This is a genomic window from Stenotrophomonas maltophilia R551-3 (assembly GCF_000020665.1).
GTDB classification, from domain to species: Bacteria; Pseudomonadota; Gammaproteobacteria; order Xanthomonadales; family Xanthomonadaceae; genus Stenotrophomonas; species Stenotrophomonas maltophilia_L.
This window is the reverse complement of record NC_011071.1, coordinates 487,671-503,101: the sequence shown is the minus strand read 5'-3', so window position 1 is coordinate 503,101 and position 15,431 is coordinate 487,671. Positions and strand designations below refer to the sequence as shown.

15 protein-coding genes are annotated in these 15,431 nt (G+C 67.3%); 2 read left to right on the top strand and 13 right to left on the bottom strand.

The window, feature by feature from the left end:
- Positions 1–7: 7 nt before the first annotated feature.
- The 12 genes from SMAL_RS02170 to SMAL_RS02115 form a co-directional block, all read right to left on the bottom strand.
- A complete protein-coding gene (locus SMAL_RS02170; RefSeq protein WP_004140108.1) occupies positions 8–778 on the bottom strand; it encodes a LytR/AlgR family response regulator transcription factor in 771 nt (256 codons plus the stop codon).
- Positions 768–2,027 (bottom strand): sensor histidine kinase, encoded by a 1,260-nt coding sequence (locus SMAL_RS02165; RefSeq protein WP_012509918.1) that lies wholly within the window; start codon positions 2,025–2,027, stop codon positions 768–770. The genes SMAL_RS02170 and SMAL_RS02165 overlap by 11 nt, the downstream gene beginning before the upstream one ends.
- 212 nt (positions 2,028–2,239) lie before the next feature.
- Positions 2,240–3,889, bottom strand: coding sequence for a M28 family metallopeptidase (locus tag SMAL_RS02160; protein WP_012509917.1), 1,650 nt, complete (start codon positions 3,887–3,889; stop codon positions 2,240–2,242).
- Positions 3,890–4,270: 381 nt separating this feature from the next.
- Complete coding sequence (locus SMAL_RS02155; RefSeq protein ID WP_004140044.1) at positions 4,271–5,926, bottom strand: CsgG/HfaB family protein; 1,656 nt, start codon at positions 5,924–5,926, stop codon at positions 4,271–4,273.
- A 16-nt stretch (positions 5,927–5,942) separates the two neighbouring features.
- On the bottom strand, positions 5,943–6,620 hold the full coding sequence (locus SMAL_RS02150) for a hypothetical protein (protein ID WP_004140043.1): 678 nt from the start codon (positions 6,618–6,620) through the stop codon (positions 5,943–5,945).
- A gap of 134 nt (positions 6,621–6,754) precedes the next feature.
- The gene (locus SMAL_RS02145; RefSeq protein ID WP_012509916.1) at positions 6,755–7,855 is read right to left on the bottom strand and encodes a hypothetical protein; all 1,101 of its coding nucleotides are present in this window, start codon (positions 7,853–7,855) and stop codon (positions 6,755–6,757) included.
- Positions 7,846–9,042, bottom strand: a complete 1,197-nt coding sequence (locus tag SMAL_RS02140; protein ID WP_012509915.1) for a hypothetical protein — start codon at positions 9,040–9,042, stop codon at positions 7,846–7,848. Before SMAL_RS02140 ends, SMAL_RS02145 begins: the two co-directional genes overlap by 10 nt.
- A gap of 107 nt (positions 9,043–9,149) precedes the next feature.
- On the bottom strand, positions 9,150–10,412 hold the full coding sequence (locus tag SMAL_RS02135) for an RNA polymerase sigma factor (protein WP_012509914.1): 1,263 nt from the start codon (positions 10,410–10,412) through the stop codon (positions 9,150–9,152).
- A gap of 45 nt (positions 10,413–10,457) precedes the next feature.
- Positions 10,458–10,814: a DUF1428 domain-containing protein gene (locus SMAL_RS02130; RefSeq protein WP_004139960.1), complete on the bottom strand. Its 357-nt coding sequence runs from the start codon at positions 10,812–10,814 to the stop codon at positions 10,458–10,460.
- Between the two features lie 23 nt (positions 10,815–10,837).
- Positions 10,838–11,248, bottom strand: coding sequence for a VOC family protein (locus tag SMAL_RS02125; protein WP_004139958.1), 411 nt, complete (start codon positions 11,246–11,248; stop codon positions 10,838–10,840).
- Between the two features lie 34 nt (positions 11,249–11,282).
- A complete protein-coding gene (locus tag SMAL_RS02120) occupies positions 11,283–11,705 on the bottom strand; it encodes a VOC family protein (RefSeq protein WP_012509913.1) in 423 nt (140 codons plus the stop codon).
- A 69-nt stretch (positions 11,706–11,774) separates the two neighbouring features.
- Positions 11,775–12,188: a YciI family protein gene (locus SMAL_RS02115; protein WP_012509912.1), complete on the bottom strand. Its 414-nt coding sequence runs from the start codon at positions 12,186–12,188 to the stop codon at positions 11,775–11,777.
- Positions 12,189–12,483: 295 nt separating this feature from the next.
- Here SMAL_RS02115 and SMAL_RS21010 point away from each other — a divergent pair, with 295 nt between their 5' ends.
- Together SMAL_RS21010 and SMAL_RS02110 are read left to right on the top strand one after the other, a co-directional pair.
- Positions 12,484–12,711 carry a hypothetical protein gene (locus SMAL_RS21010; protein WP_157628457.1) on the top strand — a complete coding sequence of 76 codons (228 nt, stop codon included), beginning with the start codon at positions 12,484–12,486 and terminating at the stop codon, positions 12,709–12,711.
- Positions 12,712–12,919: 208 nt separating this feature from the next.
- Positions 12,920–13,327: a YciI family protein gene (locus SMAL_RS02110; protein ID WP_004153945.1), complete on the top strand. Its 408-nt coding sequence runs from the start codon at positions 12,920–12,922 to the stop codon at positions 13,325–13,327.
- Here SMAL_RS02110 and SMAL_RS02105 read toward each other — a convergent pair.
- Entirely contained in the window at positions 13,305–15,386 is a 2,082-nt protein-coding gene (locus SMAL_RS02105; protein ID WP_012509911.1) for an NHL repeat-containing protein, read from the bottom strand. The two genes, SMAL_RS02110 and SMAL_RS02105, sit on opposite strands and share 23 nt — an antisense overlap.
- Between the last annotated feature and the right edge of the window lie 45 nt (positions 15,387–15,431).

The following is a 15,431-nucleotide window of genomic DNA, read 5'->3' as shown; positions in this document are numbered from 1 at the left end:
GGCGCGGCTACATGCCGCGGAACAGACTCATGAAGGGCTGGCTGACCACCAGTGTTTCCGCACGCTGGCGCAGGCGCAGTACACCGCGCCCTGTATCGTCGCGGCTCACCGCCGCCACCGCCTTCATGTTGACGATGGTCGAACGATGGATCTGGCGGAAGTGCTGCGGGTCGAGCACTTCCAGCAGCTCGCGCAGCGGCGTGCGCAGCAGGCTTTCGCCGGCGGCGGTGACCACCGTGGTGTACTTGTTGTCGGCGCGGAAGTAGGCCACGTCCTCCAGCATGATCAGCTGCGTCTCACGACCGTTGCTGGCGGTGATCCAGGCCAGCGGCGGGTGGTCGGCGCTGCCCTGCGATGGACCCAGCCGTTGCAGCAGGCGTTCAAGCACCGCGTCGTCCTGGCGCGTCGATGGCAGCCGCGACAGGATGCGCTCGCGCGTGGCCAGCAGGCGCTCGTCGCTCACCGGCTTCAGCAGATAATCCATTGCGCCCTGCTCGAACGCATCGATGGCGTACTGGTCATAGGCGGTGACGAACACCACCTGGGTACGCGGGCTCAGTTCGGACAGCGAACGTGCCACCTCGATGCCGCTGATGCCAGGCATGCGGATGTCGAGGAAGGCGATATCCGGCTGCTTCTCGGCCAGCTGCTCCAGCGCACTGGCGCCGTCCTCGCACTCGGCCACCAGTTTCAGTTCCGGCCACAGCCGGCCCAGCTGCTCCACCAGTGACTGCCGCAGCAGTTCTTCGTCTTCGGCGATCAGCGCTTCAAGCGGCATGGCTGCGTTCCTTGGCCGACTGCGGCAGGGTCATGGTCGCGGCCACGCCGCTGGGGAAGTTGGCAACGATCGCCACACCGGCCTGCTCGCCGCAGGTCAGGCGCAGGCGCTCGCGCAGGTTCTTCAGGCCGATGCCGGTGCCACTGGTGCCCTGGCCGAAGCCGAGGCCGTCGTCGGCCACCGTCACCGTCACATGGTCATCGAAACCACGCGCCAGGATCCAGATCGTGCCGCCGCCGGGCTTGGGTTCCAGGCCGTGCTTGATCGCGTTTTCCACCAGCGTCTGCAGCGCCATCGCCGGCAGCTTCACCTCATGCAGTTCGGTCGGCACCTGCACTTCCACCGCCAGCCGCGCGCCCATGCGGATACGCAGGATCTCCAGGTAGGCGCGGGTGCGCTCCAGCTCTACACCCAGGGTGGATACCGATTCGTCCACCTGCGGCAGCGAACTGCGCAGGTACTGGATCAGATGGCCGAGCATCTGTTCTGCGCGCGCAGGATCGGTGCGGGTCAGCACCTGTGCGTTGGCCAGCGAGTTGTACAGGAAATGCGGTTCGACCTGCGCATGCAGCAGGTTCAGCCGCGCCACCGACAGCTCCTTCTCGACCTGGGTCTGTTCGGCGGCGGCCTGCTCGTCGCGACGCTGGTCGGCAACACGGCGGCTGATCGCGCGGGTGACCGCTTCGGCATTCTCGTAGTTGCTGCCCTCGTCCAGCGCCAACAGGTCGGCCCACCATCCTGCGTCCGGTTCGAACAGCAGGGTGACGGTGCTGGTGCCCTGCCCCGGCGTGACCGTGGCCAGCACGCTGTTGCGCTTGATCGCCAGCCGTGCCGGCAGGTTCCAGCGCGACGGCTGGCGGCCGTTCCAGAGATCGACACGGCGTACATAGGCGCGCACCTGCAGGCTGCCCGCCGAGCTTTCCACCTCCTCCACCCGCGGCAGCTCGCCCACCGCCGCCTCGACCACCGCGAAGGCGTGGCCGGCATCCATCGGCAGTTCGATCTGCCGACGCTGGCGCCCGGACAGGGTGGCGCCATCGAGGCGGCCGGCCACCAGCCAGACCCGGCGCACATGGGTTACCGCACTGCCCAGCGCCGAGATCATCAGGAACATCACCAGCAGCCCGAACACCCAGCCGGGGCCGTCGTTCATGCCGCTGAAAATGCCGCTCCAGACCATGCCGGCCACGAACAGTGCCGCGGCCCAGGCCAGCAGGTGACGGAGGATGAGGGAGAGGCTGGCGATCACGGCGGCGCCTTGGTGGAAGGGGGTGAGCCGAGCATAGGGCGGCCCATCCGGCAAGCAAGCGGCCTGCGACGAAGGGCCGGAAAGCGGGGATGGAAGCCCATCTGGTAGTGCCGGCCGCTGGCCGGTTCCCCATTATCTCCGCATGCATCACAGGGTTGCCGGCCAGCGGCCGGCACTACCAGGGAGGCGCCGGGCAAGCCCGGCGCGTTGCCTTATTTGCGCTGGTCGGCGCTGGCGTCACGCACGGCGCGGAACGACTCGTCCTTGCTCCAGTTCGGCCAGCTGCGCGAGTTGGCCAGCTGGTTGCCCAGCGTGTACAGCACTTCCAGGTCGCGGGCGGCACCGGCGAACACCCAGTCCGGCTGCCATTCGTCGCCCTGCTGGTGGTAACGCTTGGCGGTGTAGTCCTCCGAGGCCTTTTTGCCTGCCGCCACGCCGCCGTCCACCCAATCCTGGCCAGCCGACCACGACAGCGCCGGCACGCCGCGCTTGGCGAACGGGAAGTGATCGGAGCGGAAGAACAGGCCGGCTTCCGGCTTCGGGTCCGGCGTGTAGCGGATATCCCAGCCCTTGGCCACGTCCTTCAGCTGGTCCAGCAGTTCGAAGCGCGCGGCACCGTAGATGCCGAAGTCACGCGACGGGCCGAACGGCGCCATACCGTCCATGTTGATCATCGCTACGGTCTTTTCCAGCGGATACAGCGGATGGGTGGCGTAGTACTCCGAACCCAGCAGGCCCTTCTCTTCGGCGGTCACCGCCAGGAACAGCACCGAGCGCTGCGGGCGCTTCTGCTTGGCGAAACCGCGGGCAAGTTCGATCAGCGATGCGGTGCCGCTGGCGTTGTCCAGCGCGCCGTTGAAGATGCGGTCGCCGCGTGCGTCGGGCTCGCCCACGCCGATGTGGTCCCAGTGCGCACTGTAGATGACAGTCTCGTCCGGGTGGCTGCTGCCTTCCAGGCGCGCGGCCACGTTGTGCGAGGTGATCACTTCGGTCTTCACCGCGTACTTCGCATCCAGGCTGGCACCGGTCAGCGGCACCGGGGTGAAGTCACGCTGCTGCGCCTTCTTCTTCAGCGCTTCGAAATCCTGCCCGGCCGAACGGAACAGCTCCACGGCCAGGTCGCGCTGGATCCAGCCTTCCAGCAGCGGATGGCTCTCGGCCGGGTTGTCACGCACCACATCGAACATGGTGTTGGTGTTGGAGCCGGCGACGGTGGCCCAGCCATAGGAGGCCGGTGCGGTCTCGTGAACGATCAGCACACCCAGCGCGCCCTGGCGTGCGCCCTCTTCGTACTTGTAAGTCCAACGGCCGTAGTAGGTCATGCCCTTGCCGTCGAAGTCGCCCTGGCCGGTTTCAAAATCCGGGTCGTTGATCAGCACGACGGCGATCTTGCCCTTCAGGTCCACGCCCTTGAAGTCGTCCCAGTTGCGCTCCGGTGCCTTGACGCCGTAGCCGAGGAACACCAGCGGGGCCTTGCTGATGTCGACGTTGCTGGCGCCGTTCATGGCGGCGCGCACGGCAATCTGCTTGCCCTGTTCGAGGCTGACGGTCTTCCCGCCCTGGTGCAGCGCCAGCTGCGGTGCGCCGACGATGTCGCCCTTGCGCAGCGGCACGGCCTGGGTCCACAGGCGCTTGCCGTCCTTGAGGTCGCCGCCCGGCTGCAGGCCGGCGTCGGCAAACTGCTTGCTGAGATAGGTGACGGTCTTCTCTTCGCCGGCGGTGGCCGGGGAGCGGCCTTCGTAGGCGTCGGAGGCCAGTTCCTTGACGTCGGCGGAGATCCGCGCGCCATCGAATTTCGGGGTGGCCGCCATCAGTGCGCTCGACACTGACAGGGCCAGCACGCCCAGTACTGCTCGTTTCATCGCTCTCTCCAGCAGGGAAATCCTTCTGGAGTGTAATGGGATTCGGCAGGGCTGCGCCCTGCACCTGCCGAAGCCAGGGCAACAGCAACAGCTGAAGCAACAGCGGCATTCCGTGGGATGGCGGGGTGGGTCCGGTTGCGGGGGCCGCTGCAAGTACGTCCATGTAAGCTCGGTCGCCGCATCCATGCGGCTCACGCCCCCGCAACCGGACCCACCCCGCCTTCGACAGGTTCCCGCTGCTGTTGGTGGGTGTCGACCTTGGTCGACACACCGCTGTTGGTAGGTGTCGACCTTGGTCGACACGGACGGAAACAAGAAAGGGTCAGAGCCCTTTCCCGGTGGGAAAGGGCTCTGACCCCATCTGTGTGCTGCCTTGGCGTGTTACCAGTTCGGGTCTTCGGCCGGGGCGGCAGCGGGCTTGGGCTTCGGCTTGGCCGCTGGGCGCGCGGCGGCGGCGGGTGCGGCCGAGGCAGTCGCGCTGCCTGCAGCGGCGGCAGCCGGCTTGCTGCCCAGCTTCTGGCGCAGTTCAATCTGGCCCGGACGGAAGCCGCCGCGCATGGCGTCGACGCCGTCTTCGATGGTGCCGTAAGAGGTCTGTGCGGCCACGCGGTCGATGCGGATGGTGCAGCACGGGTGTTCGCTGCGGCCCAGCGAGCGACCGGTCTGCGGGTCCTTCAGTTCTTCGCCCAGGCGCACGGCCTGCCAGCGCTGGCCGGCCTGCACGGTGTCACCGCCCTGGCTCAGCACCACCTGGTCTCCGTCCACCGAAACCACCGACACCGGGAACAGCGTGGTGACGATGGTGGTGCCGATCTGGCCGGACAGCGATTCCATCATCGCCGCGGCCATGTTGCGGCCATTGACCACGCGCGGCAGGGTGCTCGGGCCGGTCGAGGCCAGCTGGTGGTCGAAGCTGTCGGACATCACCACCTGGCCGGTGGTGGCGTTGATCAGGCGCAGGGTGATGCGGCCGCCACCGGAGTACGAGGTCACCTGGCGGTCGGACATGCGCAGGTTGCGCACGCTGCGCGGGTACTCGAAGCGTTCGATGGTCGGGATCAGGATCAGGTCGGTAGCCAGCTGCTGGCCCACGCGTGCGGTGTCCTGCAGGCGCACGTTGCCACTGTTGATGTGGTCGATCTCGGCCTGCAGTTCGTCGCCGAATTCGCGGTCCAGCACGATGAAGCGCTGGGTCTGGGTCAGCGTGTCGGACAGGCGTGCGCGGATCGCATCGGCCACTTCATCGGCATCCACGCGGCCGTCGCCGACGGCGTAGCTGCCGGCCTTGGTGCGCGGCAGGGCAACCACGATCTTCGGCTTGCCTTGCTCGTCTGGTGCGCGGTACTGGGCGATCTGCGCGCGCACGCGCACCTTCCAGTAGCTGCGCATGCTGCGATGGGTCACATCGGAATCGAACGAGCTTGCGCCACGCTTGGCATCGACGTTGACCTTCTCGTCGTAGCTTTCCCTGACGCTGGCCGAGGCCGAACCGCTCTTGGCCGATGCTTCGCCGGAGGCACTGGCCGAGGCCGAGCCCTTGAAGCTCCAGCCTTCATCGCTGGCACGCACGCGGGCGACGGTTTCCTCGTCAAGCTGACGCACTTCATCCTGCGACAGGATTTCATAGCCCAGCACCGCGCCCTGCGAGCCGGCGATCATCTGCTGGGTGAACGCGTCGGCGCGGATATCGCCGACGTGTTCGCCATCCACATCCACATGCAGGCCTGCACGCAGGCTCTGCATCTGGCTGGCCACGCGTACGCCGTTGACCTGCGCCACCGCCGACTGCAATGCCGCCAGCACCGCCAGTTCCGGGGTGCTGCCGATACCGTCGGCTTCACGCGCGACCTGGGTGGTGCCGCCGAAATCCGGCGTGCCACGCAGGGGCGCTGCTTCCACTGGCGCATTGCTGGCCAGTGCACTGGTTGCCTTGTCCTTGGCGGGTGTGGGCGCGGCAGCCGGGGTGTCCTGCTTGCCACAGGCTGCAAGCAGCGCGGCGGCCAGGCCCAGGCCGATCAAACGGGTTGTCATACGCATGGAGATTCGCCTCGGATCAGAGCGAGTCGAGCATCGAATCGGCGTTGGACGGCACCTTCACCTTGCTCTTCTTGGCAAAGGTCACGGCCGACTTGGTCGAACCGTACAGGCCCTTGATGAAGCCCGGCGATTCCTTGGCCACCCACGCACCGGCAGCCAGCTTGCGGCCGACGGTGGCCAGCTGGGTCGCGCCCAGGTTCTTCATGCCGGCGGTGAAGCTGCTGGCTTCGCCGCCCAGCTTCTGCGCTTCGGCAGCCGAGGACAGCAGCGAGACCAGGCCTTCGGCGTAGTGCTGCTTGGATTCAGCGTTCAGTTCCGGCTGTGCGGCCTGGCGCTCGTTGATGGCCGCCTGGGCGGCTTCGCTGACCGACACCGACTTCTTCATGGCATCGACGCTGACCGAACCGGACGACAGCGCCTGGCGCTCGGCTTCCAGCAGCTGCACCTGCTCGGCCAGGCCGAAGGCGCGGGCGAACGAGGTCTGGGCCTGCAGAGAGTGCGACTGCGAGCTGACGAAACGACGCACCAGCGCTTCCTGCGCGGCTTCGTCCGGAGCGGCGGCGCTGGAGGCGCTGCTGCTGGAGGTGCCGGTAGCGGCGCCAGCCAGGTCCTTCAGCTTGCCGAACTGGGCGTGGGCCGGCATCGACAGGGTGGCGGCCGCGATGGCCACGACAAGAGCAGTATTGCGGATCATGTGAGAGTCCTTTGGGAGAGACGGCCGCGATGCGGCGCGCAAGATCGGGTATGGCAGCGGGTCAGTGCCGAGCAAGCGCGGCACCCACCAGAGCCGGAAGCGCCGGGCCATGCCCGGCGAGCGCAGCGGTAACGTCAACGAACCGCCTTGACGTTCAGTTCGTTGATCATCTGCTGGGCAGCCTTCTCGGCGGCCAGCTGCAGGGCATTGGTGCGGGCCACGGTTTCATTCGGGCCGGTACCGGAGAACTGCACCGGGCCCACCGACGACACGGTGCGCGGGAAACGACCGGTCACGTCCAGCACCTTGCCGGTGACGGTGACGAACACGCGGGTGTTGCCGCTGGCCGGATCGCGGTCGCGCATGCCGACGTCGAGGGTGCCGACGGCGATGTACGGGATGTTGGCCGCACGGATGCCGTTGGCGGTATCACGCAGGGTGGCCGGGGCCAGGTCGTTGCCGGTGCTGAAGTCCTTGCGGATACGCTCGATGCTGAGCAGGCCGCGCGACTCGCCTTCCACGTATTCGGCTTCAACCACTTCGTAGCCGGCGGCGCTGAAGGCACCGGTCATCGCGGTGTTCACTTCGGCGGCGTTGGCCACCTTCCAGCTGATGTTGTCGCTGCGCTGGGTGGTGCTGCCACCGCTGGTGACCGACATCGAACCGTTCTGGTTGATGCTGCCGTTGGTGCTGACCGAGTTACCGCGGAAGCTGTCGCCTTCACGGGTGTTCTCGCTGTAGCTGCTGCTGGCGTCGACGCGGCGGTATTCCTTGTCCTGGAACGACTGCACGGTGTCCTGCGAGCGCGCCATGAACAGGAAGGTCAGCAGCGAGCGCTGCGCAGCAGTGGCGCCAGCAACGGCCGAGCCAGCATCCAGCTTGGTCTGCAGCAGGGTGGTGTTGATCTCTGCGCGGACGGTGACGCTGTAGGTCTTGGCCTTCTTGTCTTCGTTGTCCGACAGCTGCACGGCACTGAGCACGTAGCGGTCGATCTCGCCGATGAACTCGGCGCGGCGGGCTTCGAACAGGCGCAGCTTGGCCGCACCGGTTTCAGCGATGTACGCCTCCAGTGCATTGACCTTGGCCTTGTTCAGGGCCTGGGCGCGGGTGTCGGCGCTCAGGCGCAGGCCGTAGCTGGCCGAACCGGTACCGCGCGAACTGGCGGTCTGCGCGGCGACCGGCGAGGCCACCACCAGCGCGATGAGGATGAGCAGGATGGTACGCATCAACGACATGACTTGATCAACTCCTGGAGGGCTTGGGTCTGCTGCTGCAACGGGCGGCCGCCCGGCTTCTGTTCGTCCAGCCAGCCGCGCGAATCGGCGCGCTTGGCGGCGGCGCCGGCGAAGGCGTCGAAGCCGGCCAGCAGGGTTTCGTAGCTGGCCGACCACTGGTCGACCTGCCACTGCGTGACCGGCACCACCTTGGTGGCACCCTTGCGCAGCGGCTGTTCGAAATAGACCTTGCCGGAGAACGGCTCGGTCACCTTGGCGGTGAAGAACGCGCCGAACAGCATCGTCTTCATCGCCGGGGTTTCTTCGATCACGCCGTTCTTCAGCGCATCCACCTGCAGGTTGATGACGTAGTCCGGCTCGGGAATCTTCAGCTGGTAGACCTTGCCGTCGGCAAAGCGCGCCGCCATCGCACCACCGATCGCCTGGCCCGAGGCCGGCGGCAGCAGGCCGACGCCGGTATTGGACGACAGCGTCTTGGACAGCTCATGGGCCAGCGTGGCGCGCAGCGGGGCTTCCCACTTCGGGTCGGGCAGCTTGGCGCGGACCGCGTCGGACAGAGTTACGCCTCCGACCTGCAGGCGACGCACGGCGGCATCGGGCAGCCTGGCCTGGGCGAGGCTGGCAGCCAGCACCTGCGACAGGCTGGTATCGGCGCTGCCATACAGGAGATCGGCGACGATCGCGTCGATATCGTCGTTGTCCGGCCGGTAATCCTGCACGTCGATGCGCTGCAGGGTAAGCGGATAGGACGCGATCACCTGGCGCTCGCGGAAATCGAAGAACAGCGCCTGCAGCGCCACTTCCACCAGCACCTTGTACTGGTCGCCGATCGGCTCGACCGAGACCAGTTCGCGGTCCAGTGCCGCGGCCAGCACTGTCGCACTGGTGGTGCCGTCGAGCATCGCCACCGGCTGGTCGATCAGTTCCAGATTGGCCGGCGGGCGACGCTTGAGCCCCTGCCCCAGGGTCTGGTTGAGCGGGATCAAGCCACGCTTTTCCAGCACGGCGTGCGCATGCGGCGTGGTCGCCTGCACGGCAGCGGCATCAGCGGTATAGGCAAAACCGGCCCAATAGGCCTGCTGTGATTTGTCTGCCGCCTGCCCGGCCATCGGCCATACGGCCAGGCACAGGGCACAGGCAAGCAGGCGCGCAAAAGCGCGCGATGCGCTCTTCGTCCTTGAATACATCCAACCGCTCCTCGGTCAATACGCATGGAAAGTGGACGCTGACGCGTCCGCTGGGCGCGAAACATAACGGCTCGCGGGCCCGCCGACAAGTGCTGCCTTCGTCGAGGTCACTCCGTGGGAGGCAGGCCGGCCCGTTGCCGCAGCAGGCCCCGCTCTGCCTGGTTCTGGCTGAGTCTGGCGGCTTCCGCAAAAGCGTGACGTGCGTCCAGGTCGCGCCCCAGCGCCTGTAGTAACTCCCCGCGCACCACCTGCAGCGGCGCGTACTCACGCAGTCGCGCGTCCACCAGCAACGGCTGCAGCTGCGCCCACGCCGCGAAGGCACCGTCACTGCGCAGCACCGCCACGACCCGGTTCAATGCAACAACCGGCGAGGGCTGCACCTGCAGCAGCTGCGTATAGAGCGCTGCGATGCGCGGCCAGTCGGTATCCTCGGGGCGGCGCGCCGCTGCATGGCACGCTGCGATACGCGCCTGCAGTACATAGGGATCATCAGCGCCACCGGCGGCCAGCGCGCGCGCCAGCACCTGCTGCCCGCGTTCAATCTGCAGCCAGTCCCAGCGCGCGCGGTTCTGCTGGTCCAGCAGTACCGGCACGCCCTGCGCATCGGTCCGTGCCGCGGCACGCGAGGCCTGCAGCTCCATCAGCGCCAGCAGGCCCAGCACCGGCGGCACCGGCAGCCGGTGCGCCAGGATGCGCGCGAGCCGCAGCGCCTCCTCGCACAGTGCCGGGCGCATCCAGTCGTCACCGGCACTGGCCGCATAGCCTTCGTTGAACACCAGGTAGATCGCTTCCAGCACCGAACCAAGCCGCTCGGGCATCGCGTCAGCACGCGGGACCTCGTAGGGCACCTGCTTCTGCGCCAAGGTGCGCTTGGCGCGCACGATGCGCTGGGCGATGGTCGGCTCGGGCTGCAGGAAGGCGCGCGCGATCTCGACAGTGGTCAGGCCACCCAGCAGGCGCAGGGTCAATGCCACCCGTGCATCGGCCGGCAGCACCGGATGGCAGGCCACGAACATCAGCCGCAGCAGGTCGTCACCCAGATCATCTTCCAGCGCTTGACTGTCATCGGGCGCCGGCAGCGGCGCCGGATGCAGTTCCTCGCCCCACTGCGCATGCTGCTGCGCCACCCGCTGGTGCTGGCGCAGCACATCAATGGCACGGTTGCGCGCAGTGGTCATCAGCCAGGCTCCGGGGTTGTCCGGGATGCCCTGCTCCGGCCAGCGCTCCAGCGCGGCCAGCCAGGTGTCCTGGGCCAGCTCCTCGGCGCGGCCGACATCGCCCCCGAGCAGCCGCGCCAGGCGCGCGATCAACACCGGCGACTCCATCCGCCAGAGGGTTTCCAGACGCTGCGTCAGTGCGGGCTCGAGCATGCGCCGATCACAGCACGCACGCCCGGCCCGCACAAGCGCCGCAGCTCACGCTTCAACTATCGGCTTGAAGCCGCCCCAGAACATGCGTTTGGTGTCGAACGGCATGTCCTTCGGGCCCAGCGACGCCAGCCGTGGGTCCGCCATCACTTTCGCGTTGATACGGTCGCGCGCCGCGCGCGAACGGAACACCACGAAGGCGACGATCACCGTTTCGCCCGGTTTTGCCTTGACCGCACGCGGAAACGACGTGCTCTTTCCCGGTTCCACATCGTCAGCCACGCATTCCATGTACTGCAGCGCGCCATGGTCCTTCCACACCGCACCGGCCTTGCGGGCAAGGCCGCGGTAGGCCGCCACCTTGTCCTGGGGGCACGGCAGCACGTAAGCATCCACGTAAGCCATGAGGATTCTCCCTGCGGCGGCCGTCAGCCCGGCTCGCCGTCCATGTGTGCGATTTCCCAGAGATGGCCATCCAGATCCTGGAAGCCGCGCTGGTACATGAAGCCCAGGTCGCGCGGCGGCTGCGGTTCGCTGCCGCCGGCGGCCAGTGCCTTGTCCACCAACTCGTCAACTGCCTTGCGACTGGGTGCCGAGAGTGCGTTGATCACTTCCGTGTGGGTGTGCGCATCGGCAATCGGCTTGTTGGTGAACTGCTGGAAAAAAGGTTGGGTCAGCAGCATCACGTAGATGCTCTCGCTGATGACCATGCCTGCCGCGTCATCGTTGGTGTAAGTTGGATTGAAGCTGTAGCCCAGCGCGGTGAAGAAGGCCTTGGATTTCTCCAGGTCCTTCACCGGAAGATTGACGAAGATCATCTGCGGTTGCGGTGCATTCATCGGTGAAGCTCCTTGTGGATGAAAAGAAGAGGGATCAGGGCTGCTTCATGCAGTTGACCATCCACGGCTTGCCGTAGCGGTCGATCAACATGCCCCAGCGGTGCGCCCAGAACGTTTCGGCGATCGGCATCTGCACCTGGCCACCGTCGGCCAGCGCGGCGAACACGCGTTCGGCTTCTTCGATGCTGTCGACGTCGACATTGATGGTGGTCGAGCCACCCTCGCCACCGCCGGGACCGTCGGCCGCCATCACGATGGCGCTACCGATTTCCAGCTGGCTGTGCGCGACGTGGTCCAGGGTTTCCGGCGGCATCTCGTTGCAGCCCGGCGAGCCATCGGAGGGCGGCATGTCGCGGTATTTCATTTCCGAGGTGACCTGGCCACCGAGTGCCTTTGCATAGAACGCCATCGCCTCATGGGCCTGGCCGCTGAAGCCGAGGAAGGGAATCAATTTCATGGCAATACTCCGTCGTGGGTTTCCAGGGTGGTAGCGCCGGTCCATGCCCGGCGGGGGAAATGAACCGGGTCAACCTTCCAACTGTGCACGCAGACGCTGTTCCTGCTGCTGTAATTCCGGGGTGAAGGCTTCACCGAAGTCTTCGGCGGAGATCAGCGGGCGCAGCTCCAGCGTGCCGCCTGTGTTGAACGGCGCGCGGCTGGCCCATTCAACGGCCTCGTCCAGCGAACGCACGTCCCACAGCCAGAAGCCGGCGATCTGTTCGCTGGCGGGGCCAAACGGACCGGCCTCGACCTTCGGCGCGCCGCCGCCGAAATGAATGCGACGTCCGCGCTGGGTGGCATGCAGGCCTTCACCGGCCAGCATGATGCCGGCGGCCACGAGCTGTTCGTTGAAGGCGCCCATGTCGGACAATTCCTGTTCGCTGGGCATGCGGCCGGCTTCGGAGTCGGCGTTGGCCTTCACGATCACCATCACTTTCATTGCGGTCTCCCGTGGGGACGCGTGGTGCGTGCCCTTCACTGGGTACAACGAACCAGGGGGCTGGGAATCGACACGTCTTTTGAAAATTATTTCTTCCGTGGAAAGCGCGCCTTCGGCGGGAGTCGGCGAACGGCGGAGCCCCTCCGTGGTGGGGTTGGGTTGGTCGCTGAAAAGCTCGGGTTCATGGGTTTGGCCGGGTGGGTAGGCGGGTCGGGGGACGCCGTAAACCCGTCCCTGGGGGCTTGGCCGCGGCATCCATGCCGCGGACACCCCCGCCCCGCCTACCCACCCGGCCTTGGACAAGTTCCTGTCTCCGTTCCACCACGGGAAGATCAAGAAAAAAAGCAAAAGCAAAAGCAAAAGCAAAAGCAACGGCGGTTGGCTGGCGGCCTCGGCTTTGCGAGCGAAGCGACCCGCTTTCGCTCTTGTTGTTGATTTCCCGTGGTGGTTCGGCGACCGGAATCTGTCAGGGGTCGGGCGGGTGGGATTGGCGGGGTATCCGCGCCATGGATGGCGCGGCTAAGCCTCCAGGGACGGATTCACGGCGTCCCCGCCAATCCCACCCGCCCGCCCCCCCCTCTGAAACCCAGCTTTCAGCGACCAACCCAACCCCACCACGGAGGGGCTCCGCCGTTCGCCGATCGCCCGCCGCAGGCGGCTTTTCGCGCTGCAGCATGCCGGCAGGCAAACCTGCGCCATCATGGACACCCCGCCCCCGCCTGGACCGTCCCATGCAGCAGTACCTGCTTCTGATCTACATCGAGCCTGCCTTGCTGCAGGCGCTGCCCACCGAGGAATTCAACGCGCTGATGCGCGATTGCCTCGCCCACGCCGACAAGCTGCAGGCCGAGGGCACGCTATTGGCCGCGCAGAAACTGCAGCCGGTCGACACCGCGCAGACCCTGCGCGTGCGCGATGGCCACAGCCGCGTACTGGATGGCCCGTTCGCAGAAACCCGCGAACTGCTGGCCGGCTTCAACCTGATCGTCGCCCGCGACCGCGACGAAGCCATGCGCATCGCCCGCGACTTCCCATGGGCGCGCTTCGGCAGCATCGAGGTGCGGCCGCTGGAAGACATGGACGCCGAGCGCGAACGCTGCGGCGCCCCGGCTGCGGCTATGGCAGCAGCCGTACCCTGATCTCGCGCGGGCCCACGCCTTCGTTACCGCTGTAGTCGCGCACGCTGGCGCGCACGATGTACTCGCCCGGCGGCAGCGCCGCCGGCTGCCAGCGCCCGGTTTCCATCAGGCCATCACGCACGGTGTTGGTGGCCAGGTAACGGAACCGGGTCACCGCACTGCCATGCACCGTGATACCGCTGTCCGGTGCGTAGGCCACGCGCACCGCTTCCATCTGCGGCGGCATGCGGTTGAACACGATGTTCCAGCGCGGCTGCTCGTAACCCTGCAGCGGCTGTCCCCCAGCATCGAGGATCTGGTAGCCCACCTGGTACATGCCCAGCCGGCGCCGCGGCAGGTTGTTGTCGACCTGGTCCCAGGCCTCGACCACGATCTGCACGCCACGTCCCTGCCGCGCCAGCATCACCACGCCGTCGCTGCCCGCCGCCAGCGGCTGGTCGTTGTCGTCCAGCAGCGCCACATCGGTGATGCGCGGTGCGAAGTGGTCGGCGTAGTTATGGAAACCCAGCGCCACGGCGTTGGTTTCGAAGCCGCCGGTGCCCACCGCCAGGTGCACGTGCGCCTGGTTGTTGATGCTGCCCAGGCGATCGCCAACGTGGATGCGCGTGCCGCGACGCACGCGCATCCGCTCCAGCTTGCCCTGCTCGTCGTACAGCGCCTGCCAGCGCGCATCGAACGGCTGGTCACGCGGGGTGCGGCCGACCCGCATGTGGATGTACTTGAGGCGGTCCACTGCCAGGCCCTCGGCCTGCCCACCCAGGCTCCACGCCGCTACCGGGCTGCTGATCTTGCCATCGGCGATCGCCAACACGGTCTGGCCGACATCGCCGCGCACATCGAAACCACCGTGCAGGTGGTGGCGGCTCTCGCCCTTGAAGTTGCCGCGCACCTCGCCCAGCGTGCCCACCACTTCATGCCAGCCGTCCTGGGGTGCCAACGGCCAGCGCCCACCGGTGTCCGGCAACGCTGCATCGGCAGCGGGCCCGACCAGCGCCGGTGCCGGCAAATCACCCACCGGCAGCGGGCGCAGGCGGTGCAGGCGATAGCTGGCGGAATCGGCGACCAGCACGCTGCCATCGGCATCCATCGCCAGACCACTGGGGCGGGCCAGGCGTGGCAGGCGGCCGTTGCCCACCAGCGCGATCTGGTGGCCCTGCGGTGTTACCTGCACGATGCGGCCATCAAGGTCACCCACGTACAGCACGCCGTCGTGCGTGGTGGCCAGCGACAACGGCCCATTGATCACGCCGCCATCGCCCAGCAGCGTGCTGACCATGCCGTCGGCACCGACCCGACGCACCGCATTGTTGAACAGGTCGGCCACCAGCAGCGCGCCATGGGCATCGAAGGCCAGCGCCACCGGCGTATCGAAGCGCGCCGCGACGCCCAGGCCATCGGCCAGCCCCGGGCGCTCGCCGCCGGCCAGGGTACGCACGTTGCCGTCGGTGCCGATCACCCGGATGCGGTCGTTGAAGGTGTCGGCCACATAGACCTGGCCCTGCGCGTCCACCGCGATGCCCATCGGTGCATCGAAGCGCGCTTGCGCGGCCGGTCCATCGGCGTACCCCTGCTCGCCACCGGCCAGCGTGGTCACCTGGCCATCGGTGCCGATGCGGCGGATGGCATGGTTGCCGGTGTCGGCCACGTACAGGTTGCCCTGCGCATCGGCGGCGATGCCCGACGGCGTATTGAAGCTGGCCTGCAGCGCCGGGCCATCGATGCGCCCCTCGCCCTGCCCGGCCACGGTCTCGATGCGGCCATCCGGCTGGCGGCGGCGGATGCGGTTGTTGTCGCCGGCATCGGTGAAGTAGATGCTGCCATCGGCACTGCGCAGCAACGCATAGGGATCGGCGAAGCGGGCCTGCGCGGACGCACCATCGCGGTCACCGGGATGACCGTCGCCGGCCAGCATCTCGATCTGCGCGGTCCAGGCCAGTGGCGTGGGCGCCGGGCCTGCCGGTTCAGCCAAGGTCTGCAGCGGTGAATCCCACCAGGTCGCGGCCAATGCCACCGCCGTTGCCAACGCGACCCCTGCCGCCATCCATTGCCACCGTGCCATCGTGCTGCGTTGCCTCTGCCTGCAATCTGAAGAGGCACCGACGAT

Excerpts from the sequence above, each read along its gene's own strand:
- SMAL_RS02170 (WP_004140108.1), bottom strand. The coding sequence starts at position 778 with ATGCCGCTTGAAGCGCTGATCGCCGAAGACGAAGAACTGCTGCGGCAG.
- SMAL_RS02115 (WP_012509912.1), bottom strand. The coding sequence starts at position 12,188 with ATGAAAGTGATGGTGATCGTGAAGGCCAACGCCGACTCCGAAGCCGGC.
- SMAL_RS02120 (WP_012509913.1), bottom strand. The coding sequence starts at position 11,705 with ATGAAATTGATTCCCTTCCTCGGCTTCAGCGGCCAGGCCCATGAGGCG.
- SMAL_RS02150 (WP_004140043.1), bottom strand. The coding sequence starts at position 6,620 with ATGATCCGCAATACTGCTCTTGTCGTGGCCATCGCGGCCGCCACCCTG.
- SMAL_RS02105 (WP_012509911.1), bottom strand. The coding sequence starts at position 15,386 with ATGGCACGGTGGCAATGGATGGCGGCAGGGGTCGCGTTGGCAACGGCG.
- SMAL_RS02110 (WP_004153945.1), top strand. The coding sequence starts at position 12,920 with ATGCAGCAGTACCTGCTTCTGATCTACATCGAGCCTGCCTTGCTGCAG.
- SMAL_RS02160 (WP_012509917.1), bottom strand. The coding sequence starts at position 3,889 with ATGAAACGAGCAGTACTGGGCGTGCTGGCCCTGTCAGTGTCGAGCGCA.
- SMAL_RS02125 (WP_004139958.1), bottom strand. The coding sequence starts at position 11,248 with ATGAATGCACCGCAACCGCAGATGATCTTCGTCAATCTTCCGGTGAAG.
- SMAL_RS02130 (WP_004139960.1), bottom strand. The coding sequence starts at position 10,814 with ATGGCTTACGTGGATGCTTACGTGCTGCCGTGCCCCCAGGACAAGGTG.
- SMAL_RS02135 (WP_012509914.1), bottom strand. The coding sequence starts at position 10,412 with ATGCTCGAGCCCGCACTGACGCAGCGTCTGGAAACCCTCTGGCGGATG.
- SMAL_RS02145 (WP_012509916.1), bottom strand. The coding sequence starts at position 7,855 with ATGTCGTTGATGCGTACCATCCTGCTCATCCTCATCGCGCTGGTGGTG.
- SMAL_RS02155 (WP_004140044.1), bottom strand. The coding sequence starts at position 5,926 with ATGCGTATGACAACCCGTTTGATCGGCCTGGGCCTGGCCGCCGCGCTG.
- SMAL_RS02140 (WP_012509915.1), bottom strand. The coding sequence starts at position 9,042 with ATGTATTCAAGGACGAAGAGCGCATCGCGCGCTTTTGCGCGCCTGCTT.